This window comes from Flavobacterium sp. GW821-FHT12A05 (genome assembly GCF_058807735.1).
In genome coordinates, this window is record NZ_JBXAQY010000001.1 from 295,110 (window position 1) to 316,972 (window position 21,863).

General features: G+C 32.3%; 20 protein-coding genes and 1 pseudogene. 16 read left to right on the top strand and 5 right to left on the bottom strand.

Annotated features, from left to right (window positions below; translation table 11 throughout):
* Positions 1–5: 5 nt before the first annotated feature.
* Entirely contained in the window at positions 6–452 is a 447-nt protein-coding gene (locus AC1RRQ_RS01010; RefSeq protein WP_493020547.1) for a phage holin family protein, read from the top strand.
* Positions 453–514: 62 nt separating this feature from the next.
* Here the strand turns inward: AC1RRQ_RS01010 and AC1RRQ_RS01015 are convergent, their stop codons facing one another.
* Both AC1RRQ_RS01015 and AC1RRQ_RS01020 read right to left on the bottom strand, forming a co-directional pair.
* Positions 515–952, bottom strand: a complete 438-nt coding sequence (locus AC1RRQ_RS01015; RefSeq protein ID WP_493020549.1) for a hypothetical protein — start codon at positions 950–952, stop codon at positions 515–517.
* Positions 953–989: 37 nt separating this feature from the next.
* Positions 990–1,766 carry a hypothetical protein gene (locus tag AC1RRQ_RS01020; RefSeq protein ID WP_493020551.1) on the bottom strand — a complete coding sequence of 259 codons (777 nt, stop codon included), beginning with the start codon at positions 1,764–1,766 and terminating at the stop codon, positions 990–992.
* Between the two features lie 142 nt (positions 1,767–1,908).
* Here AC1RRQ_RS01020 and AC1RRQ_RS01025 point away from each other — a divergent pair, with 142 nt between their 5' ends.
* The 10 genes from AC1RRQ_RS01025 to AC1RRQ_RS01070 all read left to right on the top strand — a co-directional run bounded on the left by AC1RRQ_RS01025 (position 1,909) and on the right by AC1RRQ_RS01070 (position 12,470).
* Positions 1,909–2,457, top strand: a complete 549-nt coding sequence (locus AC1RRQ_RS01025; protein WP_493020553.1) for a hypothetical protein — start codon at positions 1,909–1,911, stop codon at positions 2,455–2,457.
* Positions 2,457–3,632 (top strand): PBSX family phage terminase large subunit, encoded by a 1,176-nt coding sequence (locus AC1RRQ_RS01030; RefSeq protein WP_493020555.1) that lies wholly within the window; start codon positions 2,457–2,459, stop codon positions 3,630–3,632. Before AC1RRQ_RS01025 ends, AC1RRQ_RS01030 begins: the two co-directional genes overlap by 1 nt.
* Positions 3,620–4,228 carry a hypothetical protein gene (locus AC1RRQ_RS01035; protein WP_493020557.1) on the top strand — a complete coding sequence of 203 codons (609 nt, stop codon included), beginning with the start codon at positions 3,620–3,622 and terminating at the stop codon, positions 4,226–4,228. Before AC1RRQ_RS01030 ends, AC1RRQ_RS01035 begins: the two co-directional genes overlap by 13 nt.
* A gap of 86 nt (positions 4,229–4,314) precedes the next feature.
* Positions 4,315–4,629, top strand: coding sequence for a hypothetical protein (locus AC1RRQ_RS01040; protein WP_493020559.1), 315 nt, complete (start codon positions 4,315–4,317; stop codon positions 4,627–4,629).
* Positions 4,629–5,096: a hypothetical protein gene (locus AC1RRQ_RS01045; RefSeq protein ID WP_493020561.1), complete on the top strand. Its 468-nt coding sequence runs from the start codon at positions 4,629–4,631 to the stop codon at positions 5,094–5,096. Before AC1RRQ_RS01040 ends, AC1RRQ_RS01045 begins: the two co-directional genes overlap by 1 nt.
* Complete coding sequence (locus tag AC1RRQ_RS01050) at positions 5,093–6,202, top strand: hypothetical protein (RefSeq protein ID WP_493020563.1); 1,110 nt, start codon at positions 5,093–5,095, stop codon at positions 6,200–6,202. The genes AC1RRQ_RS01045 and AC1RRQ_RS01050 overlap by 4 nt, the downstream gene beginning before the upstream one ends.
* A complete protein-coding gene (locus AC1RRQ_RS01055; RefSeq protein ID WP_493020565.1) occupies positions 6,202–8,520 on the top strand; it encodes a hypothetical protein in 2,319 nt (772 codons plus the stop codon). Before AC1RRQ_RS01050 ends, AC1RRQ_RS01055 begins: the two co-directional genes overlap by 1 nt.
* Before the next feature lie 42 nt (positions 8,521–8,562).
* Positions 8,563–11,316 carry a hypothetical protein gene (locus AC1RRQ_RS01060; protein ID WP_493020567.1) on the top strand — a complete coding sequence of 918 codons (2,754 nt, stop codon included), beginning with the start codon at positions 8,563–8,565 and terminating at the stop codon, positions 11,314–11,316.
* 98 nt (positions 11,317–11,414) lie between these two features.
* A complete protein-coding gene (locus AC1RRQ_RS01065; protein ID WP_493020569.1) occupies positions 11,415–12,191 on the top strand; it encodes a sigma-70 family RNA polymerase sigma factor in 777 nt (258 codons plus the stop codon).
* 48 nt (positions 12,192–12,239) lie between these two features.
* Positions 12,240–12,470, top strand: a complete 231-nt coding sequence (locus AC1RRQ_RS01070) for a hypothetical protein (protein ID WP_493020571.1) — start codon at positions 12,240–12,242, stop codon at positions 12,468–12,470.
* On the opposite strand, the gene AC1RRQ_RS01075 is transcribed toward AC1RRQ_RS01070, so the two are convergent.
* Positions 12,463–12,807 (bottom strand): hypothetical protein, encoded by a 345-nt coding sequence (locus AC1RRQ_RS01075; protein ID WP_493020573.1) that lies wholly within the window; start codon positions 12,805–12,807, stop codon positions 12,463–12,465. The two genes, AC1RRQ_RS01070 and AC1RRQ_RS01075, sit on opposite strands and share 8 nt — an antisense overlap.
* Positions 12,808–13,717: 910 nt before the next feature.
* On the opposite strand from AC1RRQ_RS01075, the gene AC1RRQ_RS01080 reads away from it, so the two are divergent.
* From AC1RRQ_RS01080 to AC1RRQ_RS01095, 4 genes are all read left to right on the top strand, one after another.
* A complete protein-coding gene (locus AC1RRQ_RS01080) occupies positions 13,718–14,056 on the top strand; it encodes a hypothetical protein (RefSeq protein ID WP_493020575.1) in 339 nt (112 codons plus the stop codon).
* A 61-nt stretch (positions 14,057–14,117) separates the two neighbouring features.
* Positions 14,118–14,732 carry a recombinase family protein gene (locus AC1RRQ_RS01085; protein ID WP_493020577.1) on the top strand — a complete coding sequence of 205 codons (615 nt, stop codon included), beginning with the start codon at positions 14,118–14,120 and terminating at the stop codon, positions 14,730–14,732.
* A 74-nt stretch (positions 14,733–14,806) separates the two neighbouring features.
* On the top strand, positions 14,807–16,357 hold the full coding sequence (locus tag AC1RRQ_RS01090; RefSeq protein ID WP_493020579.1) for a hypothetical protein: 1,551 nt from the start codon (positions 14,807–14,809) through the stop codon (positions 16,355–16,357).
* Positions 16,354–17,016: a hypothetical protein gene (locus tag AC1RRQ_RS01095; protein WP_493020581.1), complete on the top strand. Its 663-nt coding sequence runs from the start codon at positions 16,354–16,356 to the stop codon at positions 17,014–17,016. The genes AC1RRQ_RS01090 and AC1RRQ_RS01095 overlap by 4 nt, the downstream gene beginning before the upstream one ends.
* A 29-nt stretch (positions 17,017–17,045) precedes the next feature.
* Here AC1RRQ_RS01095 and AC1RRQ_RS01100 read toward each other — a convergent pair whose 3' ends face one another.
* Positions 17,046–18,872 (bottom strand): recombinase family protein, encoded by a 1,827-nt coding sequence (locus AC1RRQ_RS01100; RefSeq protein WP_493020583.1) that lies wholly within the window; start codon positions 18,870–18,872, stop codon positions 17,046–17,048.
* Positions 18,873–18,922: 50 nt separating this feature from the next.
* Between AC1RRQ_RS01100 and AC1RRQ_RS01105 the strand changes: the two are divergent.
* Positions 18,923–20,032 (top strand): annotated as a pseudogene (locus AC1RRQ_RS01105) (YifB family Mg chelatase-like AAA ATPase); the annotation flags it as partial.
* Positions 20,033–20,138: 106 nt separating this feature from the next.
* On the opposite strand, the gene abc-f reads toward AC1RRQ_RS01105, so the two are convergent.
* Positions 20,139–21,728 carry a ribosomal protection-like ABC-F family protein gene (gene abc-f / locus AC1RRQ_RS01110; protein WP_493020585.1) on the bottom strand — a complete coding sequence of 530 codons (1,590 nt, stop codon included), beginning with the start codon at positions 21,726–21,728 and terminating at the stop codon, positions 20,139–20,141.
* Between the last annotated feature and the right edge of the window lie 135 nt (positions 21,729–21,863).

Consider the following 21,863-nt stretch of genomic DNA (forward strand, 5'->3'; position numbering starts at 1 on the left):
AAAAATTGAAAATTATTATTTTATGCGTTTCGATAATCGCAACGTTCCTAACTCCGATAGCTGGCTTACTTTGGCTTATGCTGTTCTTTGTTGTACTTGATACAGCATTTGGAATTTATTCCAGTATTAAATTAGAAGGAATAAAATCTTTTAAAAGTCATAAACTTTTCAATATAGTAATCAAACTATTTTTTTATCTAATGACAATTATAATGTCGTTTCTGATAAACAAATATATTTTACCAGAAACACTTTTTGGAATCCAATTTCTAATACCAAAAATCACTACAGCACTTTGGTGTTACATAGAAATCAAATCAATCGACGAGAGTTCAATGAAGCTTGGGAATAAATCATTTTGGGTTCTAATTAAAGAAATGATAAGTAAGTTGAAAGGTATCAAATCAGATTTAAATGAATTAATTGAAGACAAGAAAGACAAAAAGGATTAAAATAAAAAACCACCTAATAAGGTGGTTTTTTATTTATTCTATTGTATTTTTTCTTTTTGTAATTAGAAAGGAAGAATACCTATTTTATCATTAACTGATGTATTAATATCCCAAAATTCAAAACCCATTTTATGCTCACTATGTATTGTTTTATATATAGTTTCAGCTTTAGAATCACACGTTACAAAGCAGTTGATGCTTTCCTCAATTGATGCTTGAGCAAACAGTTTAGTGTCATTCGGTATAATACTTCTTAACTCAGTACTGACAGCACCATTTTTTTTATGTCTAAATACGATTTCGGCAAAAGTACCCGCAAGATGGGCGTGTGGCAAATTGAAGTTTATTAACTGTAAATTTCTTATCGGTATATCTTCGAAATCTCCCCTTACACAATATTCAGCAATTGAAATAGTAGATATCTTCATCACAATTTTTTCTTTTAGAAAATATTGAAAATATCCCAATGCATTTTGATGTAAGTCACTAGTTTTATCCAAAAGTTTAATTAAGAAACAAGTATCAATTAGTACAGCTTTAAGCATCGTAGCCTCCTCTCATTTCATCTAGCCATTTATCACTATCAAAATTTTGCCATTTTGGTGTAGCTTTATTTATACAGGAATTGAGGTAATCTTCATCAAAATTTGAATCATAGGATATTAGTTCCAAAAATACAATCGACGATTTATCTATTTCACCAGTAGTTGAATGCTGTTTAGTCTTAATTCTTGCACCGAAATTACGATAAAGAGGATTGCCTTCGAGTTCCTTAATTATATCTTTAGAAACTTGTATAGTTAATGCGCCATATTCTACCGTATCCAAATGTAAATTTGGTTTAGTTCTACCACCGGCATCTGTAAGTTCTCCGTATACATATAATTCAGTCTCAACAAAATAATCTTTAGTTATAACAAAATTAGTTTGAGGATTAATTTCTAATATAACAGAATCAGATTCTGAAGAACTTATTTCGAACGTATAATTTTTTTGATATGCTACTTTTTGAATTACCTCTATTGCTTTGGCAGTCTGTGGTTCTAAATGTTCAGTAGATTGTGCTTCTTGCACACTAGCAAAGATTGCAGTAGATGATATTACTGCTTGAACAGTAGTTTTAAATTTATTCAATACAGAACCTTCACCCAATTCATATGCTATGAGAGGGCGGTTTTTTTGATTAGGGTACAATATATCTTCAATGTTAGTCAAAAGACCAATTATCTCTTTTATATCGTAGTTAGACGGGGTTAATTTATCTCCTTTCGTCTCACCTAATACACGTATAACTAGTGTACCTGTATTTTCCATTTAGTAGCAATTATACAACAAAATTTTGTTTTGGAGTGAAAATGGAATTACTTTTTTGAAAACTCTTATTGAGTAGTTTTTATTTTTTGGGCTTTACTAACAACCGTAACAATAGTATAATTAGGATATAAACTATAATACTATGCGAAATGAAATTGAAAAGAAAGTTGCTGGAAGACCATTTAAAATGGAATCTTGGCTTCATCAGTTAAATATTGTACTTGAAGATGAAGACATTCTTTTCCTGTCAGATAAAGATTTAGTCTTTCTAGTAAATAGAGAACTTCTACCAGAACATCAAATATCAGATTCAACTTTTGAAAAATGGAAAGCTGGAAAATATGCACCAAATGAAGAGATTGGAAGAGAGTTTATAAGGTGTATTCATTTGGCATTGATAAGACAAAAACAACTGCTTTCAAAAAAAATGATGGAAGATAATAACGGTCAATGGACAAGATACGCTTGGATTATGGAACGTAAGTTTTCGGAATGGAATCTTAAACATATCTCCGAGAATATCAACAAGAATGAGCAGGCAACTATTATAAATATTACTGCAGGAACTGACGAGCAAAAAGCATTGATAGACAATATTATCAATGCAGACTTTGAAGAAGTAAAACCACTTCAAGTAAAACAAACGAATGTTGAACAAAATAACGAAAAAGAAGATGATTTGCCGTTTTAATGATTACACCAACAACTGCATTTACAAAAATTGCAAAGCTGACACAACCAATTCGAGTTGTGCAAGGTGGTACATCAGCAGGTAAAACGTATTCAATTCTTCAATACCTGATTTTATTATCACTAAACAAAAAGAATAATTTTCTAATCTCAATTGTAGCTGAATCAATTCCCGTTCTTAAACGTGGAGCGTACAAAGATTTCCAAGATATCCTAATTCAGATGGGTATCTATAATGAATCAAATCATAATAAAACAGACAGAACATACACAAATAACAATTGCACATTTGAGTTTTTTTCTGCCGATGATTCAACAAAGTTACGTGGTTCAAGGCGTGATATTCTATTTATTAACGAAGCAAATAATATTTCATTTGAAGCATATCAGGAGCTTAATGTCCGAACAAGAAAATTCACATTCTTAGATTACAATCCATCTGCTCCCTTCTATGCTCATACCGAATTGATTGATAAGGATGGAGTTGATTTCTTAGTTCTAACTTATAAGGATAACGAGTTTCTTGACGATAAGATTATACAAGAAATTGAAAGCTGGGAAGCAAAAGCATTAACTTCAGATTATTGGGCTAACCGCTGGAAAGTGATGGGATTGGGTCAACTTGGGCTTCAATCTGGTGCAATCTTTACTGACTGGAAAGAAATTGATTCAGTTCCAGAAAATGCTGAACTACTTGGTTCAGGTCTCGATTTCGGTTTTACAAATGACCCGTCAGCACTTGTAAGCATCTATCGTTATAATGGAGAAGTTATAGTTGATGAGGTTGTTTATCAGAAAGGATTACTCAATTCACAATTAGCATCATTAATAAATTCAAGCAATTCTAGAAATGCAATTATATATGCCGATTCTGCTGAACCAAAATCAATTGCAGAATTAAAGTATTATGGTTTAACAGTTCTGCCAGTTGTTAAAGGAAAAGATTCAATTAATTATGGAATTCAGTTAATTCAAGAACAACCATTCAGAGTTACTTCACGAAGTTTAAACTTGATAAAGGAACTCCAAAATTATACTTGGATGAAGGATAAAGAAGGAAATTCTACTTCAGTGCCAATTGATACTTACAATCACATTATCGACGCATTGAGATATTTCTTTTTGATGAAATTCAGTAAGAAAAGCACACACTTCAACTTGAAATGGAAAAGATAATAAACTATAAAATTAAAGACTTCTTTCAACTTCAAGATGAGAATTTAGTTCGTGATTATTTGATGCTTTTAGAACTACTTAATCCATTGAAAGAAATAAAGAGTCCTAACTATAAATGGTACAAACGGAATGATAGAACGCTTCGAATTAAGTCAGTTAAAGAATTATCATTTGGTGAAGTGACTAACATCAGAAACAATTTTAATAATCCATCAATCCAGTCAATAATTGATTCAATTAAAACAGTAACTGATTTGGAAGATAAACAGGTTTTACGCTTTACAATACTCAAATTTTATGGTATTATTTCATATATCAAAAGTGGGCTGTTAGAAATTACAAATATGGAAAACAACGAACTGATAGATGACACTTTTGATATTAATGTTGAAGCAGTAAATGCCAAGCAAAGAATGGGAAGGTTCGGAGCATTAAATGTAATTGACTCATTGGCAAAAGAAAATATTCTTCAATGGGAAGCAATAGAAAAATTACCATATATGACCGTGTTTTCAAAACTGGTTATGGATTATGAAAAGAATAAAATTCAACAAGAGATTGCTGAATTACAGAGAAAAAAACAAAGTAAAACTTAATGTATGAGTTCTTAAATAATATCGCATTATTAAATGATTGGGTATTTGAATACTCACGTGCTGACTATCAAAATCTATATGATGAGATGGACAACGGGAAAATTCATTTATTCGTTGACCCAATCGTAATTGATAGCTCATTTTCGGATTCTGGAAATGAAACCAAAACATATTCTGGAAAGTTTATGTTATTGCTTTCGTCTGATGTTGATGAAGATTATTCAACTAAATATAATATCTACATCAAGCCATTAATTGATAATGGAATGCAATCAGTTAAAGATGTTTTACTGTGTAGTGAATTTCAAATTAACAAACTCCAAGTGGTTGAAGTAATCAATCTTTTCGATTACAATCTTGATGGTGTTCTTGTGAATTATAGTGTTACAGTTAACGACTAATGAACAATATTGAGGAACAAAATCAGAAGATACTTATTGAAGAAATGGAAGCGATTAAAGCTGATATTTTAACAGTTTATAACGCTTCAGGCAAAAGAACATCAGGTGAATTTGAAAGAGGCTTGGAACTAAAAATTGAGTCTGATAAAACAACCTTGCTTGGTTACGAGTACTTAGCTGGTAGACAAGCAGGAAAGATGCCGCCAATAAAAGCAATTGAAGATTGGTTAAATGCAAAAGGAATAAAACCAATCGAAGATAAGATGACAGTTTCATCACTTGCTTTTCTAATTGCAAGAAAGATTTCTCAAGAAGGAACACGAAAGGAATCGCAACTACAGATTTATAAGCAGGTGATTACACCGCAGAGAATACAAGAGATAATGACAAAAATAACCCAAATCAATGTGCAACTATTTGTTTGGGAGCTTAACCAAATGCTAAGCAGTTTAGAAGAAAATCAATGATAAATTTTACCAAACAACCACTAACGATAAATCCTGCTTACAATGATTCGATAATAGAATATTCATCAACACTTACGGGAGTAACATATTCTAATATTTATGTGGGAACTAATGTATTTAAAACATATCCAGTTTCTGGTGTTTTCAGTTATAACTTCAAACCAGTTGTATCTGTTCTAATAAATAAAAATCAATTCAAAGATTCAATAGTCCCTGATTTCACAGATGCTTACATATATGAAGACAATACATTAAACTACAATTTGCAACCAGTTATTAGAGTATATAATAACAGTACATACGAAGAAATAATTCCAAGTTGGCAGTTTATTAAATCAGTTGAACAACTACCTGGATATCGTGAAAAATCTGAAATTGAAAAATCTATAAGAGTACTATTACCAACCAATAATAAAACAGATTATTTTCTTCCATACTTTGAAGGATATCCAACAGACTTTGCCATTTATGGTATTCCAGAAGGAGCGACATATTATTTCAAAAACATAACGACAATTAGCCAATCGCCAACTTTTACAGGTGAAACATTTGGAACACATCGAGTTTATCTTTCTGATGGAGGGCAAAATGAATACGAGTCTAATTTCCTTGGATTATCTACAACAGATAACCTTGTCGAATTATGGGTGAATGGAAGTTTTAATTCTAATATAACCATCAAAAGAAATAATTCCAGATGTGGTGTTTATCTTAAATGGTTTAATAATTCGGGTTCATACTCTTATTGGTTGTTTGACCCAGTTTATAACGAAACCGTACAAACCAAAACACTTGATGATTTAAATGGAGAGTGGGATAACTTACAGAATGTTAGCGCAACAAGTCGCATCGCTGGTAAATCTGCTTTCAAAACGCTAAAAGTTTCAACTCGCTATACTCTACAAGAAAAAGCATATATCAGTTCAATACTAACCAGTCCACTGGTTGAAATGTATGTTGATGATAAACCATTTAGCAAAACCGATATCAACAAATTTATCGGTGTGACTATCAATGATGGCTCAACACCAAGCACTAATAAATCCACAAATAATAAAATGGATTTGACAATAACACTCCCTGCTATTTACACACAAACAATATAATGTCATTAATTGAAAGAGAAAGACTTTTTATAAACGAAATTGAAATTGAACTCGCTACAGACGAAAGTTCATTCGCTCGAACACTTCAAGTAAATGATTTGGTAAACATCGAAAACCGTCAAACCAATTTTACAAAAAATATCAAAGTTCCCAAAACACCAAAGAATATTCAAACATTTGGCTGGCTTGGTGTAGCTGGTAATCTTTCGCAATTTCCTTACCAAAAGAATACTGCAAAGTATATGATTGGTAATGAGTTTTTAATCTATGAAGGTTGGGCTATCATTAATCAAACTGATGATTTTTATAACATTAGTATCTATGATGGTGCAATTGATTTGTATAAGGCAATTGAAAATGTAACTCTTGCTGAATTATCAATTGATGAAATTGACCATACCAAAAATATTGAAAATGTTATTTCATCATTTGGTGATGTTTTACAGTACAAGTATATCGTAGCTGATTATAATGGACAATCTCAATATTCATCCAGCGGTGGTACAGTGAATGATACAGTAAATATTGATTATCTAGTGCCGTCAACAAAGATTGGATATTTACTAGACAAAACATTTGAATATGCTAATGCAACTTATGACGGAAGTATATTTAATACTGATGATTTTAAAAACACATATATTTCTTATCTTAGAAAGAATGATGGAACAGAAGTAAATCAGGTAATTTATAATGGCTCTGGTGAAAATTATTCATACGGTGGAGCAATCCAAAATAATGTTGTAAGTGTTAAACATAACGTTATAAGCGGTGTCACTGGTGGAGGTACATTTGATGCTGATACGATTGCATTTACTGTTGATTCATCAGGTATTTATGAAATATCTTATTTCTGGTCAATATTCGCAGATGTTGATTCAGGAAGTTATTTTTATCAAAACCAAAGATTGCTTCCAAAAGTGCTGGTCAATGATACATTCTATTATCCTCTTTCTTTTAGTGATAGTGCAATTAGTGGAAGTACACAAGTTCCATTAAATGCTGGCGATTCATTTAAAATAGTTGCTACAACTACACTTGGAAATATTTTATATCCATTAAGATTTGGAATCAGTGATTCAATGATTCCAATCCCTTTATGGTTTCATCTTCAATACAAATTTGTATCAACAAGTTCTGAAACTTCCAGAAAAGCATTAGGTGAATTCAAGGTCAAAGAATTCTTGAATGAAATACTTTGGAAGTATGGATTGACGATGTATAAAGATAAGTATAGAAATCACTATACTTTCAAAAACTTGTCTGAGATAATCAATGAAAACAATGTCATCGACTGGTCAGATAAATTCCAAAGTGTAAATAGTGAATCATACTTGTATGGTACTTATGCACAGTCAAATCAATTAGCACTAAAATATAATTCCGATAATGTTAATTATGATGACGGTTATATAACAGTCAACAACAAAAACTTAAATGATTCAAAAGTTGTTATTCAATCTAAAATATATGCAAAGGAAGAAGAAAAGACATCGAACCTGGGATATGAATCAAACTTATATAAGTATTGGGATAAGGAAATAAATGATGAAGGTGAAGTAAATTACAAATCTTTATCAAGTAGGTTTTATTGGATGTCCTATACAAATAAAAATTATCCTGCTGGAAAATGGTTTGGTTCACAATCTCAAGCAACAAGAGCAAAAGCATATATTGTTCCTGAAGAATCAAATGTAAATCAATCATTTAATTATAGTGTTACCAAATATTATGGTGAGTTTAATAAAATTCTTGATAATGCTAAAATAGTTACAGCTAATATATGGTTGACTTATCTTGATGTGATTGATTTTGATTTTAGCAAATTGTATTTCATTAAACAATTGGGTGCATACTTCTTGGTAAATAAAATAATCAACTTTCAACTAAATAAAACTACAAGCGTTGAATTAATTCAAATAGATAATCCACTAAGTAATACAACTGTTGAACCCCCTTTATCACTTAACGGTGTAGTTGTAACACCTTATCAAGATAGCACTGGTTTTTATCTGACTTTTGAAATACCAATAAATGATGGCTACACTCAACTTGAATTAGAAGCAACATTTATGCGAATCAATGGTACAATGACAACGATTGAGAATATTACTAATGTTGGCAACGTATACAAATTCAGAACTGGAAGAGTTGCAACAACAGCTAGTGGTGGCGGTATATTGTTAGACGCAACAAGATTTAATTTCTTCAACGTCTATAACAAAGTAATGTCTAGTAGTGCAGTACTGTATTTTTCACCAAGTCAAGTGACGGCAAATACACCAAAAGAAATGATACTTGAAGCAATCTACGAGTAACAAATACAAACAATAACATAAAAAGAAATACTATGAATTAGAATGGCAAACCAAGTAGAGGTTCTACAATTGGATATTAATACATCAGCACTTATTGCCAAAATGACGGCAACACGTGCTGAGATTGATAAAATTAAACAGTCCCAAAAAGAACTAACTAGTGCAAATCAACAGTCAACAGATGCATTCACAAAGAATGAGGTGGAGCTTAAAAGATTGCAAACTCTTTACGGACAACAAAAGAATGTTGTCACACAATTAAATACATCAACCAACGCATTCGCAAATGGAACTGAAGCACTGACTGAAGCACTTGATAAAGAAATTGTTTCAATTGATGCCGCAACTGAAAACAATAAACAGTTAAAGGCAATAAGAAATCAACTTAACACAGCAACGGAAGAAGGAGCACAAGCTCTTGCTGAAATCAACCAAAAAATTGATGAAAACACAGCTTTTATAAAAGCTAACGTAAGTGCCGCAGAGAAGCAGAAGATGGAAATTGGTGCTTACAAAGACCAAATTAAAGAAGCATTTGCTGAGATAAATATCTTCAACGGTGGTCTACTAGGTTTTGTTGATAGAGCTAAAGAAGCTGGCGGTGTCGCACCATTACTTAAAAATGGATTTGGAACAATCACAACCGCTATTGGTGGAATGATTAAAGCATCGCTTGCATTTATCGCTACACCACTTGGTGCCGCAATTGCTGCAATCGCTGTTGTTGTTGGTCTTGTTGTTGGAGCATTTAAGTTTATGACTGCTTCAATGAATTCAACTGAAGCAGGTTCACAAAAGCTAGCTAAAGTAACAGCAACTATCACTGGTATCTTCAGAGGCTTATTCAATGTAATTAAACCTTTTGGTGAATGGTTAGGAAATGCATTCGTTAAGTATTTCGAAACAGCCATTGCGATTGCAGAGAAAGGTGCAAGAATTATATCTGCTGGTTTGAAAATGATTGGAGCAAATTCAGCTGCCGCTGGAATTGATAAGTTCACAAACTCAGTTAAGCAAGGAGCAAAAGCTGCCACAGATTTAGCTACTGCTGAAGCTAAACTTCAAACAATGCAACGTCAATCGCAAAAGATAGTTCTGGATTATCAAAAGCAAGCTGAGAAGCTTAGACAGCAACGTGATGATGAGACTAATTCAATTGCAAAGAGAATGCAGATAAATGAACAGCTTGGTGCAGTTTTAAAAAAACAATCAGCTTCAGAGATGCAAATTGCAAATCAACAATTAAAAGTTGCCAATCTAAGAATAGCCGCAGAAGGTAAAACAACAGAAGCCTTAGATGCTAAAGCGGAAGCTGAAACAAACATTAGTGATATTCAAGAACGTATTACTGGACAAGAATCTGAGCAATTAGCAAACTTGAATTCGTTAAGAAAAGAAGCTTCAGACAAAGCTAAAGAAGCTAATGATAAAAGAGTTGCCGACCACCAGAAAGCAGTAGATGCTGTTATCCAAAAGAATAAAGAGGAACTTGATTTATATGTTGCACAGGAAGGAAAGTTAAAGAAAACAATGTCAGAGCAATTGGCATTTGAAGAATCTTTAAAAGATAAAAAACTTGCCAATCTCAAAGCTGAATTTGATGCTGGGAAAATCTCAAAGACAAAATATGAAACTGATAAGTTAAATATAACAAATGAGTTTGCTCAAAAACAAATTGATATAGCTATTGCAAATGCCGATAAAGAGCTTGAATTATTTATTGCAAATAATCAAACAAAACTTGACAACAGCAAATTTATAAGTGATGCAATATATCAACAAGAAATAGATAGGCTAAACAGGATTTCAGAAGCAGAAGCATCAGCTCAAACAACCCGCTTACAGAACGGTTTAATTTCTGCTGAAGAATATGCTATAGCTATAAAAGCAATTGATGACAAGTTCTATGCTGATAAAAAATCAATTGATTTACAGAGAGAAGAAGAAGCAAAACAAAAGAAAGAACTTGATTTACAAAATAAGATAGTTGCTGATGGTGAGGCATTCGCTATTGATTTAGCATTGCAAACTGAGCAAGAGAACCTAAGATACCAAGCCGAACTTGCGTCTGCTGAAAAGACTGGTGCTGATACAGATTTAATAAAACAGAAGCACGCAACAATCCAAAAAGGAATTGAAAGAAGTGTTCAAGAAAATAAAGTTCAATTAGCATCTGATACATTTGGAAACCTTGCAACAATTTTAGGTAAGGAATCTAAAGCAGGTAAAGCAATGGCTATTGCTCAAGCGACAATGGACACATATAAGGCCGCAACATCAGCTTATTCAGCGATGGCTGGTATTCCAATAGTTGGTCCAGTTCTAGGGGCTGTTGCTGCAGGTGCCGCAGTTGTTGCTGGTATTGCAAATGTAAAGAAGATTACTTCAACTAAAGAAGCAAGCGTTCCAACACGTGCATCAGGTGGAGCAATTCCAACTCTTAGGAGCGGTCTAATAAACAGTGGTTCAAACTTATCAGTACCGCTATCAAATGGAGATGATACGCTTGCTTATGTTCGTCAGGGTGAAATGATTCTGAATGAAGAACAACAAGCAAGAGCAGGTGGTCACAGGTTCTTTCAATCAATTGGAGTGCCAACATTCGCAAACGGTGGATATATTGGTTCACCAAGCTATTCACAAGCCAATGCAAGTTATTCAATAGATTATGAAAAGCTTGCCAATTCAATAGCACAAGCGAATTCAACATTGCCAGCACCAGTTGTAAATGTAACTGATATCACAAGTCAGCAAAATAGGGTGCAGGTCATTGAGAACTATGCCAACTTACAATAATCAATAGCCTACAACGCAAAAAAGAATTGTAGGCTATTTATTTTCACTAAACTATGTTCTTTTTCCTTTTTCTCGATATTTATTAATAAACGAAAATTATGAAATATGAAAAACAAACAATCAACAAAAAGTATTATCAAGACTTATCAAAATTTGATACACTAACTAAAGAACAGATTAAAGATTTGTATGTCTTAATCAAACAGGATGATAAAAAAGCAATAGATAAATTGATTACTTCAAACCTAAAGCTGGTTATCTATTACGCCAAAAACTATAGGTCAATGCTTCATAAAACGAATGCAATTGAACTTGATGATTTAATCAGTGAAGGAAATATTGGATTGATTAAGGCAATTAAAATGTATAATCCAGATTTGGATATTAAATTTTCTTATTATGCTGGATTCTGGATTAAGAAAGCAATTAATGAATTATTTATAAATGAAGGTTTTACAATCAGAAGCCCACAATGTAAGGTAATGTCGGATAGTAAGATTGGTAAAGTGGTTGATGAATTATTTCAAAAGAATCAATATGATATATTTCAAAGTGATATTGAAGCACTAAACCAATTTACCCAATCAGAAATAAATCACTTCTTTTATTCTAAACCTCACGTGAACAGATTTGAAGAAACAGATGATTTTAAAGAGGTTGAAGAAACTGAAGATTCAGAAGAAAAACTAAAACTTAGATTTCATTTGAATTGCTTAACACCACAAGAAAGAACCGTTATAGAATTGTATTACGGATTTGAGAATGGTAAAAAGATGGTACTTAAAGATATTGGTATCAGACTAGGTTTAACCAAAATGAGAATCAAACAAATCAGAGATGGAGCACTAATTAAACTCAAAGGAAAAATGCTTTAAACCCAGCCTTCACTAACATAACAATAGAAAAAAACACATCAACGATAAATGAACAGATATGAACTATTAAAAACAAATGAAAACATTATATTCCAATTTGTAAAGAATGGAATTCTATCTTATATGATGATTAGAGATATTGAAATAATGGAACAATATTATTCCCTTGAAGAAAACATAACTAAGGAAATGAAATACATAATACTTGCTGAACAATATGAGCTGTCAGTGAAAAGGATAGAGCAAATAATATACAATATGCTAAATGAAATCAAGTAGTGATTTTACCATACACATCTATTTCAATAGAATACTTTCCAATGGTTTTATTTGGATGCTTACCTGTAATTAAAAGCGCACCGTACTCAACATACATTGTTCGATGTTTTGGTTTAAAAACAGTTGGATAATATTCATTATCCAATTTGTTTAATACGGTTACTTTTGCATCATCTACACTAACCAGAACTTCGCAGTTGATTAATTCAAAATTATTTTCTGTACGAATAAAGTAGGCACAATCTAATTTAGCTGTTGTGGTTTCAGGTGGGAAATCGTTCTCAAGTAAAAAATCCCTCAGTATCTGCTTATCATTTCCGAAGTACTTAAATATCATTTGCGTATGTATTTAATTGATAATGATAAAGTTATGAATTAAAATAAATCCTTGGATAGAATTTTGTTAAATATTATTATGCCTTAGTTAAAAGGCTTTCAAATAATTCAATTAGATATAGGAATGTGAACATAAAAACTGATTTCTAGAAATATATTCTTACATTTTATATATGAAATTTGTAAGAAATGCTATTAACAGGAGATTTTTTGAATGTAATTCATCGACTATATTAGCAGTTTAACGATTGTTTGGGGGTTTTGAGAAAATTCATACACAACATTATAATGTTATTGGTAAATTTGTAGAGTAGTAATTAATGAGAATTCAATTACTATAAGGGACAAAAAAAACCCTCTCGCAAAGGGTTTTTTGGGTATAGCTTATTTACTAATTAAAATAAATAAACCGAATGAATAAGGTTATAATTGTGCTAATGCTGATTCTAACAATCATCTTAGCAATGAAAAACTAGTTGTAAGAGCCACTTCAAAAGAGTGGCTTTTATTTTTTACAAAAATAATTAAAAAAAGTATTGCTTACACATAATGTGTAAGTAATTTTTGGTCACAGATAAAATTCTAATTAAAAGGATATAGGCTAAATACGTGAATAAACTATGAGAAAAGCACATTCTTGGAGTAAATGTAACATAACTGTATATATTTAGGGTGGTTTTAAATATACACTTATGTAGTAATGAATACGTTATAAAATATTTTGCATTTTGTATTAAAATAGAGTATAGTTTATTTGCATACATTAATGTAATTGCATACCTTTGAATTGTTCAAATAAAGAACGATACAAGTTAATTGAAATATTGAGAATACTACCAAATAAAAAAGGGTTGCGCTAACAACCCTTAATTTATCAGCACCAAATTCTTTCGAATTTAATACATATGACTATGGCAAATTTAAATAAAAGATTTGAGAATATCGAAGAATTGGTACAACGTGAATTCGACGTTGATGAAACTCTAAAACTACTTCAACAAAACCAAAACATATTTTGGAGTTGGGGCGTTGAGAAAGTGCTTAGAGTTAAGAACAAAGGTTTGTTCTTATTGGTTAATGGACATCATCATAAAGGATGGGTCTTTATCGTGTTAGGTTGGAATGATACTTACAGTTACTATCTAATTGAGGATGTAAAGAGTATCAAGAAAGAAGTGACCGATGTTTATTTTGATGAACTTCAGGATAGGCTTGATAAGGACATTGAATACATTGAAGATTATAAATAATATATAACCAGAAAGAATAGGTGCTGAGGTGGTTTTCTTAATATACTAATAAAGATGCATTATGAAACAAGCACTTAAAGCACGTTACGTCAGAGTGTCCAGCGGGTCACAGAATACAATCAGACAAACGATTAAACAACATCCAGATGAACAGGTCTTTATAGACGTTATAAGTGGTGCTGTTGCATTCAACGAAAGACCACAGGCACAACTATTGATGCAAGCAATTGAAGCTGGTACAGTTAATTATTTGACGGTCGAGTCAATCGATAGAATTGGACGTGATGCCTTCAATATTCAATCCACAATCCAATACTTTAACGGTAAAGGTGTAAACCTTAAGGTTGAAAACTTAGGTGTTGAGTCATTAGTCAATGGTAAAGTATCAATGACCTTTAAGATGATTTCTGATATCCTTGCAAACGTGGCAGAACTGACTCGTAACAACATTAGAGAAGCACAGGCACAAGGTATTAAGATAGCTGTTGCACAAGGAAAATTCAAGGGTAGGGCTAAAGGTTCTTCTGCGAGTGACGAAGAAGTCTTGAATAAATATAAGAGTGTCGTAAAAGCGATAAAACAACACCCTGAATTGTCGTATAGAAAGATTGCCAGCATTGCGGACGTGTCGCTTGGTACAGTTCAGAAAGTTAAAGGTATCTTGGATAAAAATTAACAATAATTACTTAAGCAAATCTGATATAGAAAAAGCTTACATTAGCAAATATTAATTCAAACAGATATATGTTTATGATTGAAATTTTAAAAGATGCGTGGAAAGCGATAGTTGGATTACTTATAGTTGTTTTTCTTCCAAAACAAATATTTATTGCATTTAGAGAATTCGTATTATTTGGATTTAAATCTATTGTTAAATACTGGATAGTTAATTTTCTTACATCTGTTCTTATTGCAATCCTTTACTTTAAAACGGTCTTGTTTAATGGGGTTGATTTTGTCTACCTAATCATTGCTTTAATTTCGTTGATATTTATTTGTTCCACCTTTTTTCATCTAATTTCTATTTATCTAAAATTAAATAAAAATAACTCCCTTGTGATATATGGTAGTTATTCTAGTAAGGAAAAGGAATATCTTTTTTTGGATTTGGATGCCGAACTTCTAAATGATAGATTAAAAAGGGAATGTGAACAACTAAACCGAAATTCTTTTGTTCTAAAGTCAAATATTATTAACCTTAATTTTATAGAATTACCCAAATTCACACCTATTATTTTAGGTTATAGAGGAACAATTAGGTTGTTTGAAAAGTTTGTTTTAAAAAGGAAACATTTAAGTTCGCTCTACTTTCTTAGGGATGTATCAGACCAAAAAATTTTGACTATCATAGTTGAAGAACCAAGTAACTTTATTAATGGAGATTTACCACCAAATTTGATAGCACTTCAAAATAAAATTTCAAATGAAAAAATTGATATTAAAGAAATTGCAGTTATCAATTTGAAGCTGTATGTTTTGGTTTTCGGGCAAACTTATCTCGATTCATTCTTAGTGACAAAAGATTATAATACTGTGAAGGATATTCTTGATGATACAGAAAAGTTGTTACTAGAAATAAAAGAGCAAATTGAACAAAATGTAAATTCAGAAATAAAAGAGTTTACAGAATTTAATACCTTCTGGAAATCAAATATTTTAAGATATCGGGCTATCCTTTTAATTGAGCAGGACGAATTAAGGGGGGCAATTTCATACACTATAAATGCAATAAAATTAAATCCATATTATCCCTATTCTAATTATGAAACTTTTAAAATAAATTTTACAAAGCGGTACGGTGTAGAACTCTCATATAGTATCGAATCAAAATTTAAAGAGATGGAAGTTGAAGTTGAAGGTGAAACTGATTTTGATGCAATAAGAGCAAGAATTACAAATACTATAGTAGCTAAAGACTCTGAGTTTAACACTAAGTTACTTCTTGAGGTTATTAGAAAAGATACAAAACAGCAACATCTAAAATTTTTAGAAGAAGAATTAAAAACATTGGATTCTACAAATATTGCAGTTCTATTATTAAAGTCTGACGTATTAAAGATTTTACCCGATGAAACGGAAAAGGTTCAAGAAGTTTACTTGGGTAGAATTGAAGAAATTGTTTCAACATTATATGAGATATTAGCTTTAGATGGTTCATTTGCACTAGTGAAAACAAAAGTAGGCTCCCTGCATATGAGCAGAGGATTTCATACTGACGATGAGGTTGAGGTCGAAAAAGGACTTAAAATATGGACTGAAGGAATGCATTTTTTAACTGAATTAGGATTTAAAACACAATGAAAAGCACAGACGAAATTAGAATAAAAGTTTTGAATTATTCTTTATCATTAGAAAAAGCCGCCAGCCATATACTTGGTTTTATATTGGATATCAAGGATTACAAAGAATCTAAAAGCTTTGGTAATAAATCTACTTCATTATCATTCAATCAAAAAATAAACTTACTTCTTGACTATGGTGCTATTGAAAAGGATGAAAAAGTTATTTTAGATTCAGCGATGAATATTAGAAACCAACTTATGCATAATTTTGATTGTTCGAATTATCAAGATGTATTCAATTGTATAGACGGTCTAGAAAATAGACTTAAAAAATCACATAGCGCATACTTTGAAAATAGTGATAACGAAGTCAATTTAGCAAAATGTGTTGACAACATCTTTAGTGAGTCCTTAAAAATCATCATTTCATTGAAAGGAGGAGTCGAACAGAAAATTATTTCAATAACAGAAAATGAATTTAACAAGCAGGCTATCAAATCATATTTAAACATTGGAACTCAAAAGTTCGAAGAAATCACACACGAAATTCACGAAGATAAAATTGATTTTCAAAATAAAAAAGTTTTAATTGACAGGCTTTTAAAATTAAATGGCGATATATTGAAAGAATCAATATCAGAAATTTTCGTAGATATTCAGAAGCTAAAAAACTTTTAGACCATCATTAACAGAATAGGTATTAATACCTATTCTGTTAATGGATATGTATCTTCAATAAGAATTAAATTCTCTTTTGGAACATCAATAATTGCAGGTGTACTAGTTAATGTAAAGCCAGCTGAATTATATAGTTCAAGTTCCTGTTGGTATTGCTCAACCTTGCGATGGTATTCGTTTAGTATATCTTCTTTATCTACTTTCAAAATATTATCAACATAAACTGGGTCGTTTTCCATCTTAACAATTTGCATATACTGATACTTTCGATTTTCTTTAAACCTAACAGCTTTAATACCGCCAACATTAATTATCGTTTTAACTGTACTATTTAAAGTAACACCATTTAAATTAATAAACATAGTTACAAGCGTATATTTCTTATCCAGTGTATTGATTATAAGTTTACCTATGAATTGTTTAAAGATGGCTCTTAATTCACTTCGATTTGATTTTGCTTTAACCAACATTTCAATTGTAGCAGTTTCCTTATCGTGATTAGCCAGAATTAATTTCTTTGAAAATAATTCACGCTCTATTAAATTAATTTTGCTTTTGATTGATTCTAGTTCTTGAAGCTTTTCATTTTGCTGCTTTTCGTATATTTCAAGTAAAAAAGTATTGCTACTTGCAAATAATTTAACAAGTCTTTCAATTTCATTTAGTTTTATTGCGTGAGCACCCTTTTCATTTAATAATGATTGTTCAAGTCTAACAATATCAGCTTCAATATCCTTAATTAAATCATTTGGATTTTCTAATAGCTTTAGTAGGCTTTCGGAACTCATTAACTGGTCATAGATTACACTTTCAATAAGGCTAATATTAATCCCTAGGTTTCCACAAGCACCACCTCTTGTTAATGTTGAGGTGCATTTGTATATTTTACTGTCTTTAACTCTCGTTGAATAAACCGCCATATATTTTTTACCACAACAACCGCAATAAATCATATCACGTAAAAGATATTCATACGTTGTTAGAAAATTTCTGTGTGTTTTTCCTAGTCGGATGGCTGTGCATTCATCGAAAAGGTCTTCAGATATGATTGCTGGACAATCAAACGTTACTTGTTTGTAAACACGTTTACCTTTGTAGGTTGTATTTTTTAAAATTTGTCTTATTGTGGCGTCGCTCCACGTGACGGTTGACCCTAATTTCACACTGTTAGTATTTTTGAATGAAATATTTTTGTTACTATGTGTTGTTGCAAGTCTTGTTTTGATACCCATTTGGTTAAGTGTATGAGCAATTGCCTGTGTTCCGTTACCTTCTTTGTAAAGTTGGAAGATGTTTTCAACTACAACCGATTCATCAGGATTGACGACAAACATTTTATCAACGTTCATATAACCATAGGCTTGATTAGCACCAGAAACCTTACCTTCTTTGGTTACTTTTTGCAGTTTCCCAGACCTCATTCTGGACTTCATTTGAAGTACCTCTTGACCCGAAAATTCCATAAGCACCTGCAACACTATATTTACGATATAATTTCGTTGTCCATTGTCGTCAATTGTTTTCTGATTTATGGATTGAATGTAAATCGGAACACCCAATTCTGATACTCTATCAATAAATAATCTCGTACTTTGAGGGTCTCTTCCGATTCTGGAAATTTCCTGAACGTAAAGACACTTGTATAAATTTGGTTCGCTTTCAATTTTATTTAGTAGCTTGGTCAACTGGGGGCGGTCTGAAGTTTTTTTGAATCCTGATATGTTTTCAGAATAGTAATCTATTTGGTTAAGATTGTAACCTTGTGCAGTGATAACTGCTTCAAGGTCACTAATTTGTCTGTCAAATTGTTGATGTTCTATAGTAGATACACGAGCGTACAAGCAAACTCTTTCCATAATTTTTAATTTTATAAAGGCAAATCTACTCCAACAAGTTTACATTTGCAAAAGAAGCAGCAATTGTATCTGATTTAGAGGTTTACGGTGTTTCTAATCTACAGGAAATCATCGATTTTTTTGCCGGAAAAGGAACATTACAGCCAACGGTAATTGATACTCGAGCCGAATTCTATAAAACCTTAGATTTTCCTGAATTTGATTTTTCTGATGTTCGCGGACAGGAAAGTATAAAGAGATGTATGGAAATTGCCGCTGCCGGAGGGCATAATATTATTTTAATTGGTCCGCCTGGTGCTGGAAAAACAATGCTGGCGAAACGTGTTCCGAGTATTTTACCTCCCATGACATTGCGTGAAGCACTTGAAACTACTAAAATTCATAGCGTTGCCGGAAAATTAAAAGAAGTAGGATTAATGAATCAAAGGCCTTTTAGAAGTCCGCATCATACGATTTCTAATGTGGCTTTGGTTGGAGGAGGAAGTTATCCGCAGCCGGGAGAAATTTCGATGGCACATAATGGTGTTTTGTTTTTGGATGAATTGCCGGAATTTAAACGTGATGTTTTAGAAGTAATGCGTCAGCCGTTAGAAGACCGTGAAGTCACGATTTCGCGTGCTAAATTTACCGTGACTTATCCATCGTCGTTTATGCTGGTGGCGAGCATGAACCCAAGTCCGAGTGGATTTTTTAATGATCCGAGCATGCCTAATACAACATCTCCACATGAAATGCAGCGTTATATGAGCAAAATTTCGGGGCCGCTTTTAGACCGAATTGATATTCATATTGAAGTTACGCCCGTTCCGTTTGAAAAACTGGCCGATGATCGCAAAGCCGAAAGCAGCGTTGAAATTCGGAAACGTGTAACTGCTGCGCGTGAGATTCAAACCAAACGTTTTGCAGAAATAGAAAACATTCATTACAATGCACAAATGAGCAGCAAACTAATCCGCGAGTTTTGTGTTCTCGATGAACAATCAAAAGAACTGCTGAAAAATGCGATGGAAAGGCTTAATCTTTCAGCAAGAGCTTATGACAGAATCTTAAAAGTTTCCAGAACCATAGCCGATCTGGATAATGCACCAACTGTAGTCTCCCATCACATTGCCGAAGCTATTCAATATCGAAGTCTGGATCGTGAAGGATGGCTGGGGTAGTTTTATTTTAGATTTTAGGTTTCAGATTTTAGATTTAATTGCCAATGCATCTGTCAGCCTGAGAGAAGTCGAAGGCTTATTAGTCTGAAACCTGAAACCTGAAATTTTAATCCAACTCAATAAAATCTTCCACTTTTATCTCCTCCAAAAAATGAACGTCATGCGAAACCACAATTAAAGTTCCCTGATATTCATTAATTGCAGCAGTCAGAATTTCAATATTCTGAATGTCGAGATTGTTTGTTGGTTCGTCTAAAATAATTATATCCGGCGCTTGATTATTGATGGTTAAACAACAAAGCATCAGACGCATTTTTTCTCCTCCGCTTAAAGCGGAACAAGGCTTATTCCAGTCGTTTTGTGAAAATAAAAACTTATTCAGTTTCATTTTTATATCATGTTCCTGTAAACCCGAAACATTAAATTTCTGAGCCTGCTCGTAAACCGAAATTCTGTTTTCGATAAGTGAATAATCCTGATCGATATATATCGATTTGGATTCAGCTTTGTAAAAAGTTCCAATTGTTGGAATTAATTCACCCATTATTATTTTAATCAAAGTGGTTTTTCCGGAGCCATTTAAACCTTTCAATGCCAAACGCTGACCGCTTAAGATTTGAAAACTAAGCGGTTTTTTCCACAATAATCGATTTTCATAACTATGATTAATTTCGGCTGCTGTAAAAAGTGTCTTTCCTTTGTGTAAATCTGTTTTGTCAAAGCCAAATTTCATTTGATCGATATCAGGTAAAGACGATCGCAATTCTTGTAAATCTTTAGAAATTCCTCCAATCTTTTCGGCATGAACCCCTTTCGTTTTTGCGGTACTGTTTTCGGCACTGTTGCGTAAAGTGTTCATCATAATTCTCGAAACTCCGGCTTTTTTCTGTTTCTTTTCACCACGAGAATCCAGTTTGTTCTGACGTTCGAGAGTCTCGCGTTCTTTTTCTTTCGCTTTGCGTAAAGCCTTTTCTTTACTCTGAATATCCTGACTCAAAGCATTATTTTCAATCTGTTTTTGTTCTGCATAAAACTCATAATTACCGCCATAAACCGTGATCCCGTGTTTCGATAATTCATACACAGCATTTAATAAGTTCAATAATTTTCGATCATGACTTACTATAATTAAGGTCGAAGCAGTACTTTTTATAAAATTGTACAATAATTCTCTTCCGGCAATATCCAAATGATTACTGGGTTCATCGAGCAAAACAAGTTCAGGCTGATGAATTGAAATACCGGCCAGAAAAACTTTTGTTTTTTGTCCGCCGCTCAGCGTTTCCAATTTCTGATTCAAATCTAAATCCTGAAGCTGCCAATAGTACAGTGCTTCATTACAGCGATCCTCAATTGTCCAGTCGTCGTTTAGGGTATTGAGATTTTCTTCAGAAACATTTCCGTTCAGGATTTCCTGAAGTGCATTTAGTTTATCTTCAACCAGCAAAGCCTGGGCAATAGTAAGATGATTAAACTGCCCGAAAATCTGCGGCAGATAATAAGGTTTAGAATCTGTTTTTAAGAGACCATCGGCAGGTTGTAATTCGCCTGCAATAATTTTTAACAATGTCGATTTTCCAACGCCGTTATTGCCAATTAAAGCAATCTTTTCGTGTTGATTAATTGTAAAAGTAATTTTATCAAACAACAAATCTTTGTTTGAATGTAAGTATGAGATATTCTGTAAAATAACCATAATTTCTTTCTTTAAGGAATAAACAAATGAGCAAGCCGTTTTTACAGCTTACCTTAAAATTGTCCGAAAGAAATTTTTATTCACATAGAGATTGTGCGGTTTATTTAGTATTGCAAAGATATAAAAAATATTTTT